Origin of the sequence: Flavobacterium muglaense, from assembly GCF_014305155.1 — a bacterium.
Lineage (GTDB): Bacteria > Bacteroidota > Bacteroidia > Flavobacteriales > Flavobacteriaceae > Flavobacterium > Flavobacterium muglaense.
Genome location: NZ_JACRUK010000002.1, coordinates 35,239 through 59,285 on the forward strand (window position 1 = coordinate 35,239; position 24,047 = coordinate 59,285).

Genomic DNA, 24,047 nt, shown 5'->3' on the forward strand with positions numbered 1-24,047 from the left:
GCGCGTCTTTGCGAAAGTACTTAGTTGGAAGGTTACACAGAGATCCCCAGGGAAGACTCAGAGACACACTGAGCTTTAAATAAAACCTTTGCGAGTCTCTGTGAAGCCTTTGCGCGTCTTTGCGAAAGTACTTAGTTGGAAGGTTACACAGAGATCCCCAGGGAAGACTCAGAGACACACTGAGCTTTATATAAAACCTTTGCGAGTCTCTGTGCTACTTTAGCGTGTCTTTGCGTTACAAGCCCCATCCTACAATTTTTACGAAATTTAAACGTACAACCTTTACCATATTACTTTGTTCGTTTCCCTTATATTAAAACTATATTTGCGCTCTTAAAATCAATAGTCACACAATTTTAGAAGATGATGAACGAAGGACAGGTACATGAAGAAGCAATCACATCGGAAGAAATTAGCCGTTGCATTGCTATTTTGTCGCGATTAAACACAGACACCGATCAAATTTTTGATATTCCAAAAGAACAAAGAACAGCTTTGATTAAAGCAGCTGGTCAGTTTGCAAGACCTGATCGTGACGAACTTTCCAAACGTAAAAAGGACGGAAAAGCGGTTGCAAAGCGCAAAAAAGAAAAACAAGATAGAACCGCTCGTAAAGAAACCGGAATTCGGTACGCACGTGAGTCGGCAGTGTTTATGGCACCAAAATTATTGGCAGCGGCAGAATTAGCCAACAAAGAGACATTGGAACTTGAAACGCCAAGACAATGTTATGTGTGTAAAACGTCGTTTACTAAAATGCATCATTTTTATGATACGATGTGTACTGATTGTGGGGATTTTAATTATGCCAAACGTTTTCAAACTGCCGATGTCAAAGGGCAAGTGGCTGTTATTACAGGGTCGAGATTAAAAATTGGCTATCACATTACTTTAATGTTATTGCGTGGAGGTGCTACTGTTATTGCAACCACTCGTTTTCCAGTAGATTCAGCATTGCGTTTTGGTAAAGAACCTGATTTTATGGATTGGGGGCACCGATTAAAAATTCACGGATTGGATTTAAGACATATTCCGTCCGTAGAGATTTTTTGTAATTTTATAGAGCAAAAGTATGAGCGACTAGATATTCTAATTAATAATGCTGCTCAAACGGTAAGACGTCCAGCGGGATTCTATACGCACATGATCAAAAACGAAGAACTTCCTATTCATCAATTGCCACAGCAGGCGCAGGAGTTATTGCAGGATCATATAAACTGTCTGGATGAGTTGAAGGTATTGACATCAGGAGCTTCATCCAATCAAAATATGCCGGTAACTTGGCACGGACCGGAACCGGGAATTGGTTTAAGGGCTTCGGCCAAATTGTCTCAGATTCCGTACTCGTTTGATAATGCACTTGTCGCCAATGAAGTTTTCCCAGAAGGAGCACTCGACGCCGACCTACAGCAAGTCGATTTGCGTAAAACCAACAGTTGGCGTTTGAAATTAGGCCAAATAGAAACTACTGAAATGATCGAAGTGCAGCTGGTGAACTCTGTTGCTCCGTTTGTGTTGTGTAACCGCCTTTCGGAAGTGATGAAAAAAGACAATACAGGACAAAAACATATTATTAATGTCTCTGCTATGGAAGGCAAGTTTCATCGCTTTTTTAAAGAGGCACGTCATCCCCATACTAATATGGCCAAAGCGGCGCTTAATATGCTTACGCATACTGCCGCAGGAGAATTGGCGAAAGCCGGAATATTCATGAACGCCGTAGATACAGGATGGGTAACGGATGAAGATCCAGCCGAATTAGCCAAGAAGAAACAAGAGTTAGAAGATTTTCAGCCACCGCTAGATATTGTAGACGGCGCTGCTCGAGTAATGGACCCTTTGTTTGATGGTATAAATACGGGGAAACATTGGTGTGGGAAGTTTTTAAAAGATTACAACCCAATTCCGTGGTGATGATGCCAGTTAAGTGTTTGATTATAAATAGGTAAAAGCCGTAACAGAGATGAATTTTGGTACGGCTTTTTCTTTGGGTTTTTATGAAATACGATATTAATATAGTTTTTATCTATTGAAAAAATATTTTTAATAGTTGGTTATTTTGTAATTTAGCAAGAACAAAGAATCTAACTTAAATCATATATAATTATGGAAAACATGAATAACGCAAGCGGAGAAGGTAAATGTCCGTTTTCTAGTGGAGCACCAAAACAAACGGCAGGATCAGGTACAAAAAATAATGATTGGTGGCCAAATCAATTAAAACTAAATATTTTACGTCAACATGCTGATTTGTCTAACCCAATGGGAGAACAATTCAATTATGCTGAGGCATTTAAAAGTTTAGATTTAGCCGCCCTGAAAAAAGATATATTCGAATTAATGACTAATTCGCAAGAATGGTGGCCTGCAGATTATGGTCATTATGGTCCGTTTTTTATAAGAATGGCTTGGCATAGTGCAGGAACGTACCGTGTGGCCGATGGTCGTGGTGGTGCGGGTATGGGAACACAGCGTTTCGCACCTTTAAATAGTTGGCCTGACAATGTCAACTTAGATAAAGCACGGTTGTTATTATGGCCAATTAAAAAGAAATACGGTAAGAAAATCTCTTGGGCCGATTTGATGGTGCTTACAGGAAACTGTGCATTAGAATCGATGGGTCTAAAAACATTTGGTTTTGCCGGTGGACGCGCTGATGTTTGGGAGCCTTCGGATAATATTTACTGGGGTTCTGAAGGAAAATGGCTAGACGATAAACGATATACAGGTGATCGCGAACTTGAAAATCCTCTTGCAGCAGTGCAAATGGGGCTTATTTATGTAAATCCAGAAGGACCAAACGGAAACCCTGATCCACTAGCTTCGGCACGTGATATTAGAGAGACATTTGCTCGTATGGCAATGAATGACGAAGAAACAGTGGCGCTTATTGCCGGTGGACACACGTTTGGTAAAACACATGGAGCTGCAAATCCTGATGAGCATGTGGGGCCAGAACCAGCAGCGGCACCTATAGAACAACAAGGTTTAGGCTGGAAAAATAATTTTGGATCGGGTGCAGGAGAGCATACAATTTCGAGTGGACTAGAAGGAGCTTGGACAACTACACCTACAAAATGGAGTAATAATTATTTCGAAAATTTATTTGGTTTCGAATGGGAGCTAACTAAAAGTCCAGCAGGTGCTCATCAATGGAAGCCAAAAGGAAATGGAGGTGCTGGTACTGTGCCAGATGCGCATAACCCAGCTAAAAGTCATGCGCCGATGATGCTTACTAGTGATCTTGCTTTACGAGTAGATCCTATTTATGAGCCAATATCAAGACGTTTTTATGAAAATCCTGATTTATTGGCCGATGCGTTTTCTCGCGCTTGGTTTAAATTGACGCACCGTGATATGGGGCCTGTTGCTCGTTACCTAGGGCCAGAAGTACCTAAGGAAGAGTTGATTTGGCAAGACCCAATTCCGGCAGTTACACACCAGTTAATTGATTCAAATGATGTAAGCCAATTGAAAAAGACGATATTGGATACTGGGTTGTCTGTTTCTGAGTTAGTTGCTACTGCTTGGGCTTCAGCTTCTACTTTTAGAGGTTCGGATAAAAGAGGTGGGGCTAATGGTGCTCGTGTCCGTTTAGAACCTCAAAAGAATTGGGAAGTTAATAATCCAAAACAATTGGCGAAAGTATTAGCAAAACTAGAAGGGATTCAGGCTAGTTTTAATGATTCGCAATCTGGAGGTAAACAAGTTTCTATTGCCGATTTAATTGTTTTAGCAGGTTGTGCAGCTGTCGAGAAAGCAGCTGCTAATGCGGGACAAACAATAACAGTTCCTTTTGCTCCTGGTAGAACAGATGCTTCACAAGAGCAAACAGATGTTGAGTCATTTGCAGTGCTTCAACCTGAGGCAGATGGATTCCGTAATTATACTAGAGCAAATTATACCATTTCAGCAGAAGAAATGTTAGTTGATAAAGCGCAACTATTGACGCTAACTGTTCCTGAATTGACACTGCTTTTTGGTGGTTTACGTGTTTTGAATATCAACTTTGATCATTCTAGTAATGGTGTATTTACGAACCGCACAGAAACACTTTCAAATGATTATTTTTTAAATTTATTAGATTTGGATACCACTTGGAAAGCGGTTTCGGCAGCACAAGATGTTTTTGAAGGGCGCGACCGTAAAACAAACCAATTGAAATGGTTGGGTTCTCGTGTAGATTTAATTTTTGGATCTAATTCAGAACTAAGAGCAATTGCTGAGGTTTATGGATGTGAGGATTCACAGGATAAATTTGTAAAAGACTTTGTTGCAGTTTGGAATAAAGTGATGAACTTAGATCGTTTTGATCTTGTATAGGGTCAATTTACCTAGTAAAGATTAAGTATTATAGGGAAAACCACAACAGTTCATGAAGGCTGTTGTGGTTTTTTTGTTTTTACGAATTAAATCGAATCAAGTAACTGTTGCTTAATTGATAATTTTGCTGCTGTAATTATGATAGTTTTTATTTTTATGCTAAATTTGATATGCAATAAAGCGAATTTAATAATTGAAGCGGTTCGTTTATGTTTAATTAGATTAAAAAAAATCAATACTATGGTAGTACAATATCAAGGGCAACAAAATGGTGTTGCAACAGGTTTTACCTTAAATATCACTAAAAAGAGTAAATTGAACAAAGGCTCTGTTTTTCAAATGGATTTAAAAATCAATAATCAACTCTTGCCTATTTATAGAACAGCATTTCATAAAAGTATAGCTGCTTGTATGAAGGACGTTTATTTGTTTAAAAAATTCAATCAAATAGAGCTGAATGCAACAACAGAAAAGCGTGGTAATAACACTATTCTAATGGATGCAATAACTTTCGATAATTACAAATCAACATTTTTAATAGCATAAGTATTTCTCAAGGAATCTAGGACTTCAACAAGCAAGTAGGGCGCAGTTATTTTGCTCTACTTGCTTTTTTCATCTCAATTGAGGGCAATTGCAATGCAGTTTATCGATAGTAATCTACCATTCGTCGGGCTTTTTTATTCAAAATATCTAAAAGTTGTTTGTAGTCAGGAATTTAAGTGGTAATTTTATACTGTTGTTAACTTAAAACTTCCATTATGAATAGAACTTTACTTTTAGTGAAAAGAACAGTGTTAATTACTGTTTTTTGCTTAATTGGTATCAATAGTCAAGCTCAGGATATTCCTTTTAATTGTGATTTTAATGCGTACTTATTTCAATACAATGATGTGTATGCAATTGACTTGGCTTCGGGGAATTCAGTATTAGTGGCTCCAAATATTACTTCGGGTAATATTAATGCAGCAGGATACAACGCTAAGGACGGTTATATTTGGGGGTATTTATCGTCGCCTTCAAAATCTATTGTTAGGATAGGGAAAAATTTTACAAGTACTGTATTTAATATTCCTGAATTAAATGATACTAATAAATATGTAGGAGATGTAAGTCCTAGTGGTATTTACTTTTTGAAAGCTGGAGGAAGTACTTATTACAAAATAGATTTAGATCCAGATTCGGCTAATTATACAAAATATATTGGTTCATTTGAATTATCAAAAAGTTTAAGCGTCCACGATTGGGCATTTAATGCTGTAGATGGAAATCTTTATACAGTAGAGCAAAATACTAATATTTTATATCGAATTAATCCAGACACAGGTGCTGTTACTAATCTAGGTGTTGTTCCTATCATTAATGGGAAGTCCTATACGTACGGAGCTGTTTATTTTGATTTGTCAGGTAGTTTTTATATTTCGGCCAATCAAACGGGTACGGTTTACATTATTAGAGATGTTGCTAATGTGAGTACGACAACAACAATGGACTCTAACTTGTTTGCTTACGGTCCAGCTAGTTCTAGTAATGATGGTGCGCGTTGTCCCACGGCTCCGGTTCCTCAAGAAATTTGCGATAATGGAATTGATGATGATGGAGACGGTTTAATTGATTGCGAAGATCCTTCATGTTCAGGTTATGCTTCTTGTCCTGTAATAGAGGAAGCTGTTTCAGGGGGTAATGATGGAGGTTTAGAAAGTAATAGTAGACTTTCAGAACAAATTAATAAACGTAATTTTGAACGTGTAAAAAACGCTTATAAATTTGATGTTGCTACCGCTAAGAAAGTGGTGAAGCCAACAAAATATGCTAATAAGTCCAATTCAATAAGTCTAAGAGATTTTATTCCGTTTGGAGTGCTTAAAGAGGAGTCGGTTATTGAGTCAACGCCTAGCGACTTGCTAGCTATTACAAATGCTTCGGCAGTATATTCTGTGGATTATTTGAAAAATAGTAAAGCAATTGCTTCTATTTTGGCCTTAAGAACCGATGATGGAGTGTATGAGCATACTAAGTTTATTTGTGATCGTTTGCTAGGGGCACAAATTATTTCGGTGTCAACCATTTATATTCAGGAACAACCATTCATTAAAACAATTATCAGAAATGCTGATAACACAGTTGAATATGTATTGAGTCTTTCTGTAAAAGAAATTAATGCTGGTGCTAATTTTGGAGTAGAAAGCCACTGGAATTTAGATAAATATGAAAAAAATATTGGGTTTTATAATTTCCAAATTTGGACAAACTCAATTGATGATTTGTTTGTTTTGGGTGAAGAGGTAGTGAAATTGATTGATACTCAAAAACCAATTAAAGACTATAACCTTTCTAATGCTCCAACTGTTTTTGTTCGAAAAGGAAAGTACAACAATGGAAGTTTAGAGTTGCAAATGATAAATACAAATGCAACAGGATTAATAACACTTGATGCTGGATTGAGAAAAACAGAAACTAGCGCTGAAGAAAAAATCAGTACGTCAATTGATTTGGGTAAAAAGTATATTAGTAATATCGTAATTCCTACAGGTAACTTATTTGATGTTGGTTTTAGAATTGGAGATGGAGTTGCTATTCCAGATGATTTATTCTTGTCTGATGGGCCTTGGGGTGTTGATGCTTCGGCAGCAAGTACTTCAGTAAATCAGTATATTATTTCACCAAACAACGAATCATTTGACGCAGCTAATTTTAGTGTAGAAAGAAATTTAAGTTTAACTGCAACAACAAGCGAGTACATAGCTGCATATAGAGCACTTACGCCTCGATTTAAAGCAGTAGATTTATCCGCTTACAAAAGTTTTCGCTTGAAAGCAAAAGGAACTGGAAAACTGGAAATTACTTTTGTAAAAAGTAGTATTGAAAACTGGGAGGAGCAATACAAAGCAACCATCACATTAACAGATGATATTCAGAGTTTTGCAATTCCGTTTTCTCAATTTGCTTCTAGCAAAGGAACATCTTTACTATTGAATGATATTAAAACAATTGTGTTTAAAATGACAGCTGCGGATGGTCAGTCTACAACTAAGAAAATGGATTTACAAGCGATTCAATTTTCAAAAGAAGCTAGCTTATCGGTAACGGATAATGAGCTAGAGAGTAAGAATAGTGTGTATGTAACACCAAACCCAATAACGGATAAATCGGTGCTTTATTTTACAGCTTTAGAACAAGAAAAAATTACAATCCAGATTTTTGATGTGCTAGGAAAAGTGGTTAGAAATATTAACTTAGAAACACAAGTAGGAGCAAATCAAGTGGCGCTTGCCAAAGCAAATTTAAGTCCAGGCTTGTATTTTTGTCAAGTGAATAGTAAGCTAATAAAATATAATGTGGTAAAAATAATTGTCAAGTAATTTAGTTAATTCACTTGTAAAATGGCTGTGCTTCAATTGAGGCACAGCCATTTTTTTTTGGAAAAAGGAGAGTGATAGTTATGCTTTGAAAAGAATCTCGAAAGTTTTACAGAACGTAATAAAACATTTGTGTCTTTCCTATTGAATTACTATTTAATGCCGTATTTATTTTTAAACTCTGTGTGATTTTTGTATAAAAAAACCTCCACAAAACGGTTTAGTTGTGAAGGTTTAGTTGATGCATTCTAGTTTACGTTCTAGCTTTTATTCGGCATTTTTAGTAGTGGAAATGTTGTGTCGTTTATCGTATTGGGCACAGTCTTTTCCTAATTGAAATATTCCAAAAGCTATAAAGTAAAGTTATTTGATTTTTTTTTTTTTTTTTTTTTTCTATATTTCCTTTTGAATCAGAAGATAAGTGTTGGTTTTTCCATTTTTAAAGATTTAGTTCGTTTGTTAGCAAAAGCACTCTAAAAATTATCTATTACTAATACTACTATATTATAAAGTCTTTCGGACTTTGATTTAAAAAGTAAATACAGGAAGATTTAAAACTATTTTCTTTTGAAGGTGTAGGTGTCGTTATTAGTATCTGTGATAATAAGTTTACCATTTATTATTTCTATGGATGCTCCCTCAAAAATTAAATCACCATATGGGTAGTCTTCATTTTCCTGGGAATTTAAAACATCTACATAGCTAAAAGCGACTAAGGTTAGTTTTTTGGCTACTTCATTATAAGCCCATTTTCCAGTTGTTTTGGCATCAACTAGGTATGAATCGATTTGATAAATTGGCGAACAGCTATTTGCAGAAGCAGTATCATCCAATGTCTTCCATTCTCCTTTGTTTATAATTTCAAAGTTTCCATTTTCAAGAAATGTTAGGTTTACCTTTTCACTAATTTTTTGTTCGTAATTGACTTCAATCTCTTTGTTGTTTGCACATAAAAGTGTTGATTGTTCACCGAATGTAGAATCTTCTATGTCCCATTCTCCAGTAATTTCGGCATTACCTCCCCATGCTTCTACCTCTACGCATACGGTTACTGGTTCACTAATATTACCTTTATCATCATAAATACAGATAAGGCCACAAAATTTTCCCGGTGGAAATGAGTCTGCAAAATTCACATCGATTACATATTCTTTTTCTGGTGAATTATTTTTTTGAGTAGAAAATGTATTTTTAGATGTTAGATTTTTTTTAGGATTAACTTTCTTATTAGCTTTAAAATGTTCTAATGGAATGTCAAAATAGCTTGATGTAGTATTACCATCGACATCTTTAAATTGCAAATAAGCTCCAGCAATATTTGATTCGGTTGAAGTAAAATGTAAGTCAAAACCAGATTTTAGCAACCCTTCTATAGTACCTGGTTCAACAGCAAGATTAATCGTGCTATTGGGTTTAGGGGGAGTAGTATTTTTTATTATTGCTCCGTCAATCAAAATCCCTGAATTTAGATTTGCTAATGGAACAGGAGCATCTTCTAATTTATTTTGTTGATTTGCCAGTTCAGTGTTTTGATAAGCTTTAGAGATTTCTTCATTTGCACAGGAAAATATAATAAATGCGGTAAAGAATAAGACAGGAAAAAGTTTCAAAATTCTCATAAGTAATTTGGTTTATTTGGGGGTTAAATATAAAGCAAATATATTATTTAGTTTTACATATATTATTAAAATCGATACATTTTAAACATTTTTTTCTTACAAATTTTAATTATAGAAGGAAAGAGTCTGTATTGCTAAGAATTTGGAATGTAAACGCAAGAATTATAATTATTTACAGTTTTTTTAGTAGTTGTAAAACGCATAAAAATAAACCCCAATAGATAGCATCACTGCTAAGGCTATTGGGGTTATGAGTTTTATATAGTAATTATTGAATATTATTTGTCTTTTCAACGAAAGCGTCCTCAATACTTGAACTAAAAAAGGGGTATAATAGGATGATATTTGTGCTTAGTTGAAGTGATATGGTTGTCTTTTTTATAGAAAAAAAGCCTATCCTTCCATTTTTGCGCTTAGCTCAAACCATCTTTCTTCTTTGGCTTCCGCCTTATTGATGAGGTTTTGTAATTCGTTTCCTTTTTTCTCAATGTCGGCGTCAACAACTTTTCCTTCAGAGAATAAAAGCTCAATTTTGGCCTTTTGCTCTTCCAGATCTTTGATCTCGCGTTCTAACTTCTGGAATTCTTTTTGCTCGTTAAAAGTTAGGTTTCCAGTAGGATTATTTTGTTTCCAGTCTTTCTTCTCGGCTTTGTTTTCCTCTTTTTGAGCAACATCGGTACTGTCTTCATAAGCTCTAAAATCAGAGTAGTTTCCTGGGAAATCTTCGACTACACCGTCACCTCTAAAGATGAATAAGTGATCTACAATTTTATCCATGAAATACCTATCGTGAGATACCACTAATAGACAGCCTGGGTAATCAAGTAAAAAACTCTCTAGTACATTTAAGGTTACAATGTCTAAATCGTTCGTAGGTTCATCGAGAATCAAGAAGTTTGGATTCTGAATCAAAACGGTACATAAGTACAAACGCTTTAATTCTCCTCCGCTCAAACGGTCAACAAAATCATATTGCTTTTTTGCATCAAACAAGAAACGCTCTAATAATTGTGAAGCCGAGATGATTTTTCCTTTCATCAATGGGATGTATTCGCCATATTCTTTAATGACATCAATAACGCGTTGCCCTGGTTTAGGGTTGATTCCGCTTTGTGTGTAGTAACCTACTTTGATGGTTTCTCCCATAACCACTTTTCCTGAGTCAAGGGGTAAAGTACCTGTTAATAGATTCAAGAAAGTCGATTTTCCTGTTCCGTTTTTACCAATGATTCCAATGCGTTCTCCGCGTTGAAAGTCAAAGCTAAAATTGTCCATGATCACATGGTCCTTGAATTTTTTCGAAATTTTGTGAAGCTCAATAATTTTGCTTCCCATGCGTTCCATATTGATTTCAAGTTCTACCTTGTTTTCACGACGGCGGCTTTGTGCTTTTTCCTTGATGTCATAAAAGTCATCTTGACGTGATTTTGATTTAGTCGTTCTCGCTTTTGGTTGGCGACGCATCCATTCTAATTCTTTTACAAAAAGATTTTGCGCTTTATCAACACTAGAGTTTTCTGATGCAATGCGCTCTTCTTTTTTCTCTAAGTAATACGAATAGTTTCCTTTGTATTGGTATAATTTTCCGTTGTCTAATTCAATGATTTCATTACACACACGCTCTAAAAAGAAACGGTCGTGCGTTACCATGAACAACGTAATGTTTTCTTTAGTAAAATAACTTTCTAACCATTCGATCATCTCGAGGTCCAAGTGATTCGTCGGTTCATCCAAAATCAATAAATCAGGACGGTTGATTAAGATAATAGCTAGTGATAAACGTTTTTTTTGCCCACCCGAAAGGTTTTTTACTTTCAGTTTAAAGTCTTCCAACTTTAATTTGAACAAAATTTGCTTGTATTGTGTTTCAAAATCCCAAGCATTGTGTTGGTCCATTCCGTCAAAAGCTTTTTGATAAGCTTCTTCATCTTCTGGGTTTTCTAATGCTTTTTCGTAGGCTTCAATAATCTTTAAAGTCTCATTGTCTGATGCAAAAATGCTTTCTTCAATAGTCAGTTCGTCTTGCAAATTGTTATTTTGAGACAAAAAAGCCATTCTAATACCTTTGCGCAACACCACTTGTCCAGTGTCTGGCTCGTCAAGACCATTAATAATACTCATAATGGTAGTTTTACCAGAACCATTTTTGGCAATAAAAGCAATTTTTTGGTCTTTGTTTATTCCAAACGAAATGTCTTTAAAAAGGGTGCGTTCTCCAAACGACTTCGATATATTTTCTACTGAAAGGTAATTCACAATACTAATTTTTGTGCAAAAGTAAGGTTTTAAACTGAAGTTGGCACACATCCATTAGTTTGTAATTGAGAATTATAAAGTTTACTATCCTATAGCTGTGTTTTATTTGTGTTTGTAATTGTTGCAAGAAACGTTGATTTTGTACTTTTGCCATAATGAATAGTAATTGTAGGCCTGCGGAAAATTAGTTTTTTGAGTTAGATAAAATTACCGTAAATTTGAGTAATTTAGTAAGTAATTATGAAAACAAAACCCTAAAAGACTAAAAAAAAAATATTGCAACTCTCCATCATCATCCTTAATTATAATGTTCGGTATTTTTTAGAACTCTGCGTTTTAAGTGTTCAAGCCGCTTTGAAGGATATCAATTCAGAAATCATTGTCGTTGATAATAACTCAACTGATGGTAGTGTCGAGATGATGAAATCTCGATTTCCTTCTGTAAAACTAATAACCAATAATGAAAATTTAGGTTTCCCTAAAGGTAATAATATCGGAGTGTGTCAAGCACAAGGCGACTATATATGCATTCTTAATCCCGATACGGTGGTTGCAGAGGATACTTTTGTTAAAGTTTTGGCTTTCGCCGAAAGGCAAAAAAACCTCGGGATTATAGGTGTCAAACTAATTGATGGTGCGGGTAATTTTCTACCAGAAAGTAAACGTGGTATTCCTACTCCTTGGGTAGCTTTTACTAAAATCACTGGATTGTACAAAGTTTTTCCCAAAATAAAATGGTTTTCAAAATATTATGCTCAATATATGACTGAAGATCAAACTGGTGAGGTGGAAATTCTTGTGGGAGCATTTATGTTCATGAAAAAAAAGTTGTATCATGATTTAAATGGTTTTGATGAAAATTGTTTCATGTATTCAGACGATATAGACTTGTCGTATCGTGCATTGCAGCAAGGCGTGGTTAACTTTTACTATGCAGATACTACTGTTGTTCATTATAAGGGGGAGAGTACGGTAAAGGACAAATTATATATGAAGCGTTTTCAAGAAGCAATGCAATTTTTTTATAAAAAGCATTTTAAAACGGCAACAGTTTTTAATGTATTCATGCGTTTGGGAGTTTATTTTTTTTCGTTGGCAAAAAAGAAACAAGGGCAAGGGATTAAGTTAAAGAGTCCAAATTCTTATGTGCTGTTTTCTTCGGATGAATTACTGCAGGAAAAATTGCGGTTGATTTTGTTAAAAAAAGTCTCTTTTAACAATTTGAAAACAGAAAAAATGTTAATTTCGTCGGCGTATGAGCAAGCTCGGGATCTTGAAATTATTCTAGATAATGAGTTTGTTTCTTTTAAAGATTGCATTGCAATTATGGAATCTTCAAAAAATAAAGCGCTTACCTTTAAAATATGCTTGAAAAAAGCAAGTTTTATGATAGGAAGTAATAATAGTAATGATAGAGGTGAGATTATAAAAATTTATTGAAAAATTATTGTTAATGTAATTTATGTATATAATTTTTAGTAATTTCGCAAACTGTAAAACAAAATCACCTTTTAGGTTAACAATATGGCAAGATTTGAATTGAGACTTCCTAAAATGGGAGAAAGCGTAGCAGAAGCAACCATTACAAACTGGTTGAAAGAAGTAGGTGATAAGATTGAGGCTGATGAGGCAGTACTTGAAATTGCTACTGATAAAGTGGATAGTGAAGTGCCTAGTGAGGTTTCGGGAATTTTGATCGAAAAATTATTTGGTAAAGATGATTTGGTTCAAGTAGGTCAAACTATTGCTATTATTGAAACCGAAGGTGGAGGTGCTACTGCTGTTGCTGATAGTGAAGTGGTTCAAGCTGCTGCTGTAGTGGAGCAATCAATGGATGCTGTTAAAGAAAGTGTTGCCGCTCCCGTGGAGGCTGCAGATTTTTCGGGTTCAGATAAATTTTTCTCACCTTTAGTAAGGAATATTGCTAAAGAAGAAGGGGTTTCTGTAGCTGAGTTAGAATCAATTTCTGGCACAGGAAAAGATGGTCGCGTTACAAAAAGTGATATTTTAGATTATGTACAAAATAAAGGGGCTCAACCTGTGGTTGTGGCTCAAAAAACAGCTTCGGCTCCAGCTGCTTCTGCTCAAAGAACAGCGCCTGTTTCTTTAACAGGTGGAGATGAAATTGTTGAAATGGATAGAATGCGTAAGTTGATTTCGGGTTACATGGTGGCTTCGGTTCAAACATCGGCTCACGTCCAATCTTTTATTGAAGTCGATGTGACAAACATCGTAAAATGGAGAGAGAAAAATAAAGTAGCTTTCGAAAAAAGAGAAGGGGAGAAGTTGACTTATACACCTATCTTTATGGAAGCTGTTGCAAAAGCAATAAAAGATTTTCCAGGTATGAATATTTCTGTGGATGGTGATTTTATTGTTAAAAAGAAAAATATTAATCTTGGAATGGCTGCTGCTTTACCAAACGGTAATTTAATTGTTCCTGTAATTAAAAATGCAGATCAATTGAATTTAGTAGGAATGGCTAAGGCGGTTAATGATTTAGGAAACCGTGCAAAAATGGGGAAACTAAAACCAGATGATACACAAGGCGGAACCTATACGGTTACTAACGTGGGTACTTTTGGTAGTGTTTTTGGCACACCAATCATTAATCAACCACAAGTAGGGATTTTAGCTCTTGGAGCGATTCGTAAAATGCCGGCTGTTATTGAAACTCCAGAAGGAGATTTCATTGGGATTCGTCAAAAAATGTTCTTGTCGCATAGTTATGACCACCGCGTTGTAGATGGAGCGCTTGGGGGTAGTTTTGTAAAAAGAGTTGCTGAATATCTAGAAGCATTTGATGTAAATAGAGATTTGTAATTGCTAAAGAAAATAACAACAAACCCGATAAATTTGAATTTATCGGGTTTTCTTTTTTAATCTAATGGCTCAATTTTGAGTCCAATTTTCTATATTTGTAAACACTCAAAAATTAAAAATGGAATTAAAACTTACTAAACCAATTTGCTTTTTCGATCTTGAGACCACAGGAATCGACATAGGGAAAGATAGAATTGTAGAAATATCAATATTCAAAGTTTTTCCAAACGGAAATAAAGAAAGTAAAACTTGGTTAGTGAATCCTACGATTCCTATTCCTGCACAAACTACTGCCGTGCATGGAATCACCGATGAAAAAGTGGCAAATGAGCCTACTTTTAACGAGCTGGCAGCAGCTGTTTATAATATGATTAAGGATAGTGACTTGGCAGGCTTTAACTCGGATCGTTTTGATATTCCGTTACTAGCCGAAGAAATGTTGAGGGCAGGTGTTGATTTTGATATGAAAAACCGTGTTTCAGTAGATGTTCAAACTATTTTTCATAAAAAAGAAGAACGTACATTAAGTGCTGCCTTGAAATTTTACTGCGGTCAAAATTTAGAAAACGCGCATTCTGCAGAAGCGGATACAATGGCGACTTATGAAATACTAAAAGCGCAGTTAGAACGTTATCCTGATTTAGAGAATGATGTGAAGTTGTTGTCGGATTTTTCGACAAGGAAAAAGAATGCTGATTTTGCAGGTATGATTTCATTTGATGCAGATGGTGATGAGGTGTTTTCTTTCGGGAAGCATAAAGGGGTGAAAGTGGATACTGTTTTAGAAAAAGAACCAGGGTATTTTAGTTGGATTCAAAATGCCGATTTTCCTTTGTATACAAAGAAAGTTTTAACGGCTATTAAACTGAGAAAACTGAATACTAAAAACTAAGAAATTAGTAAAATAGAGTATTTGCTAATTACAATTCACCATAAAGAAATGAAGATAATTTGTATCGGTCGAAATTATGTAGACCACATAGCAGAGTTAAAGAATGAGCGTCCTGCGGAGCCAGTTGTTTTTATGAAGCCAGATTCGGCTGTTTTATTAAAACAACATCCGTTTGTGATTCCGGAGTTTTCGGAGGATATTCATCATGAAATTGAAATTATTGTAAAGATCAATAAGGTCGGAAAACACATTGACGCGAAGTTTGCTCATAAGTATTATGACGAGATTAGTGTGGGTATTGATTTCACTGCTAGATACTTGCAGCAATCTTTAAAAGCGAAAGGATTGTCTTGGGAAAAGGCGAAAGCTTTTGATGGATCGGCGGTTCTAGGTGATTTTTTGCCAAAAGCACAGTTTAGTTCGTTAGAAAATATTACTTTTGAGCTAACTAATAACGATAAATCGGTTCAAAAAGGAGATTCAAGTTTAATGTTGTGGAATATTGATGAGCTTATTTCTCATGTTTCGCAATATTTTACATTGAAAATTGGTGATATTATTTTTACAGGAACTCCGGCAGGAGTTGCTGCTGTAAAGCCAGACGATGTGTTAGAGGGATTTTTAGAAGGACATAAACTATTTAGAATACAAGTAAAATAATGGCTTTAAACTATAACCTTTCAAAAGTGTACGCACTTTCAGATAATGATTCCGAATTTGTAAATGAAATTCTAACATTGTTTGTGACCGAAGTTCCTGAGGATTTATTGCAAATCAAAGAAGGAATCAAGAAAAAAGATCATAGGCACGCTTATGCTTATGCGCACAAAATAAAACCAACTCTGGACCTTTTGGGTCTAAATGTTGCTTTTGAAGAAATTCTTCAATTGGAAGCATGGACAAAAACAGAGGGGAAAAAGAAAGATATCGAAGATACTTTTAAGAGTATTAAGACACAAATAAATGACGCTATAAAAGAGATTAAAAAAGATTTCGATCTTTAATTTTTTGTTCGTTTTTTAATAGTACAAATCAACATTCGTTTTTTTATGAATGTTGATTTTATTTATACGGCAAAATTTAAATTCATATCGATAATGAGAGCAACCATAGTTACTATAGGTGATGAAATTTTAATAGGGCAGATTGTAGATACTAATTCTGCTTTTATTGCAAAATCCTTAGATAGGATCGGAGTAGAGATTAGTGAGATGATTTCTATAAGTGATGATAAGAGTCATATTGTGAATACTTTTTTGGCACTGCAAAACAAGGTTGATTTAGTTATAATAACTGGCGGTTTAGGGCCCACAAAAGACGATGTGACTAAGAAAACATTTTGTGATTACTTTGAAGATGAGTTGGTTGTGGATGCGGCTGTTTTGGCGCATGTTACGCAACTTATAGAGGGGTTTTATAAAAGAGAAATTACGCAAATCAACAAAGATCAAGCGCTCGTTCCTTCTAAATGTACAGTACTACATAATCAAGTGGGTACTGCACCAGGAATGTGGATGAAAAAAGAAAACACCGTTTTTATTTCGTTGCCTGGGGTGCCTTATGAAATGAAATACTTGGTTGAGAATGAAATTATCCCAAAAGTGGTTAGGGAATATGAGAGGCCTTATATTATGCATAAAACAATTTTGACCTACGGTCAAGGTGAGAGCATGGTGGCGGAACGTATTGAGGATTGGGAGAATGATCTTCCTGATTTTTTGAAATTGGCTTATTTGCCAAGTCCAGGAAGAGTGCGATTGCGACTTTCGGCACGAGGTACAGACAAAGAAATGTTAGAGCGTGTGATTGAGGAGCGAGTAGCGTCCTTAGATGCTATTATCCATGATATTATCGTTGGTTTTGAAGATGAAGATACGATAGATGTAATGATTGGTAAGATGCTTAAAAAACAAGGAAAAACCATTGCTACAGCCGAAAGTTGTACTGGTGGGGCAATCGCCTCACTTTTAGCGGCTACTGCCGGTGCATCGGCTTATTTTAAGGGAAGTGTGGTTTCGTATGCAACCGAAGCTAAAATTGATGTGTTGGGTATTCCTGATGCATTAATTAAAAAACATACAGTTGTGAGTGCCGAAGTGGTTTCGGCTATGGCTTTGAGTGCAAAACGCTTGATGAAAACAGATTATGCAATTGCGACAACTGGAAACGCTGGGCCAACAAAAGGAGAGGTAAATGCTGAAATTGGAGCAGTTTTCATCGCATTAGCAACTCCGACCGAAGTAATTGTTGAAGAACACAATTTTGGCCAACCACGTGAAAAAGTGATAGATAGAGCTGTGTTTTCGAGTTTAGAATTATTAAGGAAAGAAATTTTAAAAAATGTCTTGTAATTTTTTGTTTCATCCGTTTATTTTTCTTTTCTTTGCACCCTGATTTTGAATAACGATAAAAGATAAGTATAATGTCAAGAGTTTGTGACCTTACAGGTAAAAGAGCGATGGTAGGAAATAACGTTTCTCACGCTATGAATAAAACTAAGAGAAAATTTTCTGTTAACTTAGTGAAAAAGCGTTTTTATCTTCCAGAAGAAGATAGATGGATTACTCTTAGAGTAGCAGCATCTACGATAAAAACAATTAACAAAAATGGAATTGCAGCTGTTTTGAAAAAAGCACAGTCTCAAGGATTTATTAAATAATCTTTAATTCCAATATAAAAAAATAGCAAGATGGCAAAGAAAGGTAATAGAATCCAAGTAATTTTAGAATGTACTGAGCACAAAACAAGTGGTGTTGCAGGTACTTCAAGATACATTACAACTAAGAACAAAAAAAATACTCCAGACAGATTAGAGATTAAAAAATTTAATCCAGTTTTGAAAAGAGTAACAGTTCACAAAGAAATTAAATAATAATAGGATTTTGGAAATGATCGTGTAGTGGCAACATTACTGATTTTTTTAAAGTGCAAATAACAATAAATCATGGCAAAGAAAACCGTAGCATCGTTACAGACATCTTCTAAGAGATTATCAAAAGCCATCAAAATGGTGAAATCTCCTAAAACTGGTGCATATACATTCGTAGAATCTATTATGACTCCTGAAGCTGTTGATGAATTCTTGAAAAAGAAATAATTCATAAAAGCAATATATAGAAAAGCTACTTTCATTCGGAAGTAGCTTTTTTATTTTCTATCTTTACCAATTAGGAAATCGTATTAGTTCATTGTATCTAATGATTCATTTTTAATACTGTATAAAACATGAGTTTTTTTAAAAGAATATTTTCAACCGAAAAAAAAGAGACCCTAGATAAGGGGCTTGAAAAAACAAAAACAACTTTTTTTGGTAAACTAAGCAAAGCTGTTGCAGGAAAATCCAAGGTAGATGATGCCGTATTGGATAATTTAGAAGAAATACTTGTTTCTTCTGATGTTGGTGTTGATACCACTTTAAAAATAATTACTCGTATTGAAAATCGTGTTGCTGCAGATAAGTACCTAGGTACTGATGAACTCAATCAAATTTTACAAGAAGAAATAGCTGCGTTATTGTCTGAGACGAATACAGGTGAAGCAACTGAATTTGTTATTCCGGTACAAACTAAACCTTATGTTTTAATGGTTGTAGGTGTAAATGGAGTAGGAAAAACTACTACTATTGGTAAGCTGGCTTATCAATTCAAAAAACAAGGATACAATGTTGTTCTAGGTGCTGCAGATACTTTTCGTGCCGCAGCTATCGATCAATTGCAAATATGGGCAGATAGAGTAGGTGTGCCTATTGTAAGACAGAATATGGGGAGTGATCCTGCATCTGTGGCATTTGATACGTTACAATCGGCTGTTGCGCAAGGTGCAGATGTTGTTATTATTGATACGGCAGGTCGTTTGCATAATAAAGTGAACTTGATGAATGAGTTGACCAAAGTAAAACGTGTAATGCAAAAGGTGGTTGCTGATGCGCCTCATGATGTGTTATTAGTTCTTGATGGTTCAACAGGTCAAAATGCTTTTGAACAAGCGAAACAATTTACTGCTGCTACGGAAGTTACTTCATTAGCTATTACAAAGCTAGATGGAACTGCCAAAGGTGGTGTTGTAATAGGTATTTCGGACCAATTTAAAATTCCCGTAAAATACATTGGTGTTGGGGAAGGAATTGAAGACTTGCAAGTCTTTAATAAATTTGAATTTGTAGATAGTTTTTTTAAATAGAAATGATGAAGAATATTAGCCCAATATATCTTTATTTTATAAGTCTTGTTGCTTTTGTTGTGGCAAATGTATTGCGAGAAAAAAATGATTTTGCCTATGGAGCTTTTCTAGGCATTGGTATTGTTGTGTTTTTATTTGCAATTTATAAAAAATTTGGTTCAAATTAATTATTGATACAAAGCATTAATTTTTTGCCATAATACATTGTCAAAGTCGGATAAAGCTAAGTTTACATTATCTGCTGCGTCTCCCATTCTAATGACAACCATGTTTTTAGATGGTATTATGTAAATTTTTTGATCATTTTTGCCCAAAGCCATAAACATATCGTTTGGAGCGGACGGAATGATACTTCCAGAGAATTGCAGTTGGGATTGTGGTAAATGGAAACTGCTTTTGCCGTTCAACCACCATAAGTATCCGTATCCTAAATTGATGTTTTGTGAGCTCGTTGTAGCGGCGTTAAAATAATTTTCGTTTAAGATGATGCTGTTTTCCCATTTTCCTTTATTGGCCATTAATAGACCAAAACGAGCCATACTTCTTGTGGTGCTGGCATAAACAGAATTATTTCCAGATTGAAACCAAGTTCCATCCATTCCTATTTTGTCTCTTAATCGTGTGTTGAAATAGTTGTTCCAAGTTTGATTTGTAGCCTTGGCAATTATATCTTGCAGTTTTACATAGACATTGTGATACGCCCATCGTGTTCCTGCATCTGCTTTATAAGTAAGGCTGGCTGGATCTACTGCGTCGCCGTTGTCGATATCTTCTAAGCCAGATGTCATGCTGAGTAAATGTTTATTGGTAATTAAATTTTCTTTGGCTAAAGGAATACTCGTCCATCCGGTTCCAATATAATCAGATACTTTATTATTGATGCTCAAGTAGCCTTCTTGCTCTGCAATTCCTGTAAGTGTCGCGGTTAATGTTTTTCCGGCACTTGCCCAATACCAGATGGTTGTGGCTGTGTGTCCGTTGAAATAGTTTTCCAGTACGATGCGGCCGTTTATTAGAATGATAAAAGACTTGGAGTTTTTGAGTGCTAGATAATCTAAGAGTGGTTGTACGGCTTCTTGTTTCCAGTTTAGATTAGTAATGGACTGTGTTTCCCAACTTGATCCTGAGGTAGGAGGGAAGTAGGTTGTTGTGCTTGCAGGAGTAGTTGTTGTGGATTGATCAGTGCTACAACTGATGCATAGAATAATTAATAATAAACTATAAAATGGTTTTGTAGTCATAGTGATTTGTATTTGTGATAGGATCAAAAATAGTTAAAATAGTTTAATGTGTTTTGCTATTTTCTTTTTGTTTGGATTTTTTAAAGTTAACTTTGTAGTATCTAACAAAACGAATTTATTTCCAGAAATCCCTAGCCCTGATGGAAGCGGCATCCTTTTTATTTAGTATACGGAGCTTTGCGGAGTATACAAATAAAAAGATATAGCGGACAGCAGGAAATAGCTCCTTATAAAAATAGAATTGTATGAAAAGTGTTTTAAAAATAATGTTGTTGTCATTGTTTTTTGTTGGTTGTCACCAAAAAGTTGAGCCAGCAGATGTTGCTAAAATTAATGGGTATTGGGAGATTGAAAAAGTAGTTTTGGACAAGGGCGAAGACAAGGATTACAAGATGAATGAGAGTTTTGATTATTTTGAAATCAAAGATAATAAAGGGATTCGCAAGAAAGTGATGCCGCAACTGGATGGTACTTTTTTAGTGAATGACGCTTTTGAAAAGGTGACTGTAAGGTATGACAAGGATAAAGTTTATCTGGATTATGCGACTGATTATGCAAAATGGACTGAGGAGTTGATTGCGATTTCGGACGAGGAATTAGTAATTGAAAATGCAGATAAGAAAGAATATCATTATAAGAAAACGGGACCAATAAACTTGATGGGAGATGGCAAAAAGACTGAATAATCAGAGTACGGTAGGGGATGTTTTGAAACAAATTATTCAAGTAAATAAGTTGCAGCCGGGCATGGATCAAATTGATGTGAAGGATGCTTGGAGTAATTTGATGGGGAACGGGGTGAATAGTTATACGCGTAATGTGGTTTTGAAAGGAAGCACGTTGTATGTCGAGTTAACTTCGTCTGTGTTGCGTGAGGAGTTAAGTCACGGAAAAGCTAAGATTGTAAAAATGATTAATGAAGAGCTAAGGCGTGATGTTGTGACTACTGTGATTTTGCGATAATTATGTAGGATTGTAGTAGATTAGCTTTATTTAAGATAAAAAAAATCCCGTTTCAAAATTTTGAAACGGGATTTTTATATAGGTGATTATTAAAAAAGAATTTAAAAATCTTAATTCTGAATCATTGATTAGAACTGCTCTCTTCCTGCAAAGTGAAAAGCACCTTCGATAGCTGCGTTTTCATCACTGTCAGAACCGTGAACTGCATTTTCTCCAATTGAAGTAGCGTATGCTTTACGGATAGTTCCTTCGGCAGCTTCAGCTGGGTTTGTAGCACCAATTAAAGTTCTGAAATCTTCAACTGCGTTATCTTTTTCTAAAATAGCAGCAACGATTGGTCCTCTTGACATGAATTCAACTAATTCTCCGTAGAAAGGTCTTGCAGCATGAACAGCATAAAATGCTTGAGCATCAGCAATAGTAAGTTGTGTTAATTTTAAAGAAACAATTTTGAAACCTGCATTTGTAATCATTGCAAGAATGTTTCCGATGTGTCCGTTTGCAACTGCATCCGGCTTGATCATTGTAAAAGTTCTATTAGTAGCCATTTTTTGTTTTTTATATTTTGTGCAAAAATAGTTTATTTTGTTTAATAAAGTTGCAATTTTCGCATTATAGTGTGCTAATTTTATCTATAAAGTAACAATTTCAAATGTTTGCTTTAGTGGTTTTAAGCGTGAAATTAATTTAGTAATTAATTCAGGGCCATGCTCTAAGTAAAATTCTGAGAAATTGGCTTGTCTTTCTTGTAAGCTTTTATTAGGAAATAATTCGTTTTGTAAGTTTGTTGTACGTTCTATTTCTTCACTGAATTTTCTCTTTTGCGCTTTGAGTAATCGTTTTTCTAGATTTTCTAATCCTTTTGTTTGTTTTGCTTCCTGCGCTTTTACAGCTCCGGTGAAGGAATTATCGGTTTTTTTGGCTAAGTCGTATAAGTCACTAAATTGTTTGGCTAATTGTTCCTTTTGTGGTGTTAAATTAATAGGGAAAGCTGAATTTTGAAGAGTGACTCTATTGATTAAATCTCCTTGTTTAGCGAATAAATCATTCCAACTCAATTGTAACTTGTCTATTTTTTTGACTTGCTTGTCTGAAGCTAATAAAACAGAATTTCGCACTAAAAGCATCGGGAAAGTGATGTTTACTTTGTTAAAAAACGATTTAAGTTCCAGCCAGTATGCAATTTCTCCCCCTCCGCCAATATAGCAAAGATTGGGTAAAATTACTTCTTGGTACAAAGGTCTCATAATTACGTTAGGACTAAATTTTTCGGGGTTACTGTCAAGTAATTCAAGAATTTCATTTTCTGAAAACTCTTTTTTGGTGTGGTTTATTGTGTATTTTCCGTTTTCGAAAATGATGCGTTCGCGCAGCTGATCTTCGATATAGAATAAGTTAATCTCCCTTGGGTTGACTTGAATGTTATAATCTTTTAGCTTATCAGTAGTTTCTAGTACTGCTTTGTGAGAAGTTTGCTCTAGTAGCTCTTCTTTGATAAACGGAATAAAATTTCTTTTTAAAGTGGCATCATCGGCATCTATGATTACTAAGCCTTTGTCTCCAAAAAGTGCATTTGCCAGATGTCTTGTAGCGTCAGCAAGGTTGTTATGTTGCAAGTAAGCTTCTTGAAATATTTTTTTTAAAGTGGTAGCGTTAGTGCTTGATCCTAATTCTTGTTGGAATACTTCAAATAAATCGGATAACCCTTCGGTGGATAAACGACCTACGGGACCATTACTTTCTTTATTCCATCTTATTTTTTTACCTCTAAAATTAAAATAATTGATTTCTTCAAAATCATGGTCTTCGGTTGCCATCCAATAAATGGGTACGAAATTATGGGCAGGGTACTTGGCTTTAAGTTCCTGGGTTAGATTTATGGTAGAAATTATTTTATATAAAAAATACAAAGGACCACTAAATAAGTTGAGTTGGTGTCCAGTTGTGATGGAAAAAGTGTTGTCTACTTTTAGCGATTCGATGTTTTGTAAAGTGAGTTGTGAGCTTTGTATGGCGCTGTATTGTTTTTTTAAAACAGAAACTAATGTTGCTCTGGAGGCATTATTAAAGTTGGCTTTCTTCTCAGTAATTTGCGCTTCAAAATTTTCCAATTTAGGGAAGCGGTTGTATAGGGATTGTACGTTTGATTTTTCGTCTAAATAATCATTCATCAATGGAGAAAAATATCCAGAATTTTGATAGCTGATACAGTCGGTTGGCATAAGTAAGATTTTCTAAATTTAAGGCTAAAATACTAAAAAGTAAAGTTAGGCTTTTTAGTTTTATGAAAGCTTTGGGAAATGTTGAATTATGGAGTTTTATATCTTTTAATTAAGTAAAAAAAAAACTGGCTACTTGTGAAAGTAGCCAGTTCTATTATTTAGTTTGCCAT

General features: G+C 35.0%; 22 protein-coding genes. 17 read left to right on the forward strand and 5 right to left on the reverse strand.

Translation table 11 applies throughout. The features are described 5' to 3' along the window. Positions 1–363 precede the first annotated feature (363 nt). The 4 genes from H8R24_RS01280 to H8R24_RS01295 all read left to right on the forward strand — a co-directional run bounded on the left by H8R24_RS01280 (position 364) and on the right by H8R24_RS01295 (position 7,685). Positions 364–1,914, forward strand: a complete 1,551-nt coding sequence (locus H8R24_RS01280) for an SDR family oxidoreductase (RefSeq protein WP_394354168.1) — start codon at positions 364–366, stop codon at positions 1,912–1,914. A gap of 192 nt (positions 1,915–2,106) precedes the next feature. Continuing rightward, the gene (katG, locus tag H8R24_RS01285; protein ID WP_187016884.1) at positions 2,107–4,323 is read left to right on the forward strand and encodes a catalase/peroxidase HPI; all 2,217 of its coding nucleotides are present in this window, start codon (positions 2,107–2,109) and stop codon (positions 4,321–4,323) included. Between the two features lie 240 nt (positions 4,324–4,563). Then, a complete protein-coding gene (locus H8R24_RS01290) occupies positions 4,564–4,869 on the forward strand; it encodes a hypothetical protein (RefSeq protein ID WP_187016883.1) in 306 nt (101 codons plus the stop codon). A gap of 215 nt (positions 4,870–5,084) precedes the next feature. After that, a complete protein-coding gene (locus H8R24_RS01295; protein WP_187016882.1) occupies positions 5,085–7,685 on the forward strand; it encodes a DUF6923 family protein in 2,601 nt (866 codons plus the stop codon). Between the two features lie 554 nt (positions 7,686–8,239). Here H8R24_RS01295 and H8R24_RS01300 read toward each other — a convergent pair. Together H8R24_RS01300 and H8R24_RS01305 are read right to left on the reverse strand one after the other, a co-directional pair. Further along, on the reverse strand, positions 8,240–9,301 hold the full coding sequence (locus tag H8R24_RS01300) for a hypothetical protein (protein ID WP_187016881.1): 1,062 nt from the start codon (positions 9,299–9,301) through the stop codon (positions 8,240–8,242). A gap of 393 nt (positions 9,302–9,694) precedes the next feature. Beyond that, on the reverse strand, positions 9,695–11,557 hold the full coding sequence (locus tag H8R24_RS01305) for an ABC-F family ATP-binding cassette domain-containing protein (protein WP_187016880.1): 1,863 nt from the start codon (positions 11,555–11,557) through the stop codon (positions 9,695–9,697). Positions 11,558–11,833: 276 nt separating this feature from the next. Here H8R24_RS01305 and H8R24_RS01310 point away from each other — a divergent pair, with 276 nt between their 5' ends. The 11 genes from H8R24_RS01310 (at position 11,834) to H8R24_RS01360 (ending at position 19,618) form a co-directional block, all read left to right on the forward strand. Further along, positions 11,834–12,997 (forward strand): glycosyltransferase family 2 protein, encoded by a 1,164-nt coding sequence (locus tag H8R24_RS01310; RefSeq protein WP_187016879.1) that lies wholly within the window; start codon positions 11,834–11,836, stop codon positions 12,995–12,997. Between the two features lie 84 nt (positions 12,998–13,081). Then, positions 13,082–14,380, forward strand: coding sequence for a dihydrolipoamide acetyltransferase family protein (locus tag H8R24_RS01315; protein WP_187016878.1), 1,299 nt, complete (start codon positions 13,082–13,084; stop codon positions 14,378–14,380). Between the two features lie 118 nt (positions 14,381–14,498). After that, a complete protein-coding gene (locus H8R24_RS01320; RefSeq protein ID WP_187016877.1) occupies positions 14,499–15,272 on the forward strand; it encodes a 3'-5' exonuclease in 774 nt (257 codons plus the stop codon). 48 nt (positions 15,273–15,320) lie between these two features. Beyond that, positions 15,321–15,932: a fumarylacetoacetate hydrolase family protein gene (locus tag H8R24_RS01325; RefSeq protein WP_187016876.1), complete on the forward strand. Its 612-nt coding sequence runs from the start codon at positions 15,321–15,323 to the stop codon at positions 15,930–15,932. Then, the gene (locus tag H8R24_RS01330; protein ID WP_187016875.1) at positions 15,932–16,276 is read left to right on the forward strand and encodes an Hpt domain-containing protein; all 345 of its coding nucleotides are present in this window, start codon (positions 15,932–15,934) and stop codon (positions 16,274–16,276) included. The genes H8R24_RS01325 and H8R24_RS01330 overlap by 1 nt, the downstream gene beginning before the upstream one ends. Before the next feature lie 93 nt (positions 16,277–16,369). After that, positions 16,370–17,623, forward strand: a complete 1,254-nt coding sequence (locus H8R24_RS01335) for a CinA family nicotinamide mononucleotide deamidase-related protein (protein WP_187016874.1) — start codon at positions 16,370–16,372, stop codon at positions 17,621–17,623. Positions 17,624–17,694: 71 nt separating this feature from the next. Beyond that, complete coding sequence (gene rpmB, locus H8R24_RS01340) at positions 17,695–17,931, forward strand: 50S ribosomal protein L28 (RefSeq protein WP_072941276.1); 237 nt, start codon at positions 17,695–17,697, stop codon at positions 17,929–17,931. A 30-nt stretch (positions 17,932–17,961) separates the two neighbouring features. Further along, a complete protein-coding gene (gene rpmG, locus H8R24_RS01345) occupies positions 17,962–18,144 on the forward strand; it encodes a 50S ribosomal protein L33 (RefSeq protein ID WP_016988713.1) in 183 nt (60 codons plus the stop codon). Between the two features lie 72 nt (positions 18,145–18,216). After that, positions 18,217–18,369, forward strand: a complete 153-nt coding sequence (locus H8R24_RS01350) for a DUF4295 domain-containing protein (protein ID WP_082014152.1) — start codon at positions 18,217–18,219, stop codon at positions 18,367–18,369. A 128-nt stretch (positions 18,370–18,497) separates the two neighbouring features. Beyond that, complete coding sequence (gene ftsY, locus H8R24_RS01355; protein ID WP_187016873.1) at positions 18,498–19,451, forward strand: signal recognition particle-docking protein FtsY; 954 nt, start codon at positions 18,498–18,500, stop codon at positions 19,449–19,451. Positions 19,452–19,453: 2 nt separating this feature from the next. After that, complete coding sequence (locus H8R24_RS01360; RefSeq protein ID WP_187016872.1) at positions 19,454–19,618, forward strand: hypothetical protein; 165 nt, start codon at positions 19,454–19,456, stop codon at positions 19,616–19,618. Here H8R24_RS01360 and H8R24_RS01365 read toward each other — a convergent pair whose 3' ends face one another. Further along, positions 19,619–20,692 (reverse strand): serine hydrolase domain-containing protein, encoded by a 1,074-nt coding sequence (locus H8R24_RS01365; RefSeq protein ID WP_187016871.1) that lies wholly within the window; start codon positions 20,690–20,692, stop codon positions 19,619–19,621. It lies immediately after the preceding gene. Positions 20,693–20,937: 245 nt separating this feature from the next. On the opposite strand from H8R24_RS01365, the gene H8R24_RS01370 reads away from it, so the two are divergent. Further along, on the forward strand, positions 20,938–21,378 hold the full coding sequence (locus H8R24_RS01370) for a lipocalin-like domain-containing protein (protein WP_187016870.1): 441 nt from the start codon (positions 20,938–20,940) through the stop codon (positions 21,376–21,378). Further along, positions 21,359–21,655, forward strand: coding sequence for a DUF721 domain-containing protein (locus H8R24_RS01375; protein ID WP_187016869.1), 297 nt, complete (start codon positions 21,359–21,361; stop codon positions 21,653–21,655). Before H8R24_RS01370 ends, H8R24_RS01375 begins: the two co-directional genes overlap by 20 nt. A gap of 128 nt (positions 21,656–21,783) precedes the next feature. Here H8R24_RS01375 and H8R24_RS01380 read toward each other — a convergent pair whose 3' ends face one another. Together H8R24_RS01380 and bshC are read right to left on the reverse strand one after the other, a co-directional pair. Then, on the reverse strand, positions 21,784–22,203 hold the full coding sequence (locus tag H8R24_RS01380; RefSeq protein ID WP_187016868.1) for a nucleoside-diphosphate kinase: 420 nt from the start codon (positions 22,201–22,203) through the stop codon (positions 21,784–21,786). Between the two features lie 84 nt (positions 22,204–22,287). Then, positions 22,288–23,877, reverse strand: a complete 1,590-nt coding sequence (gene bshC / locus H8R24_RS01385; protein WP_187016867.1) for a bacillithiol biosynthesis cysteine-adding enzyme BshC — start codon at positions 23,875–23,877, stop codon at positions 22,288–22,290. Between the last annotated feature and the right edge of the window lie 170 nt (positions 23,878–24,047).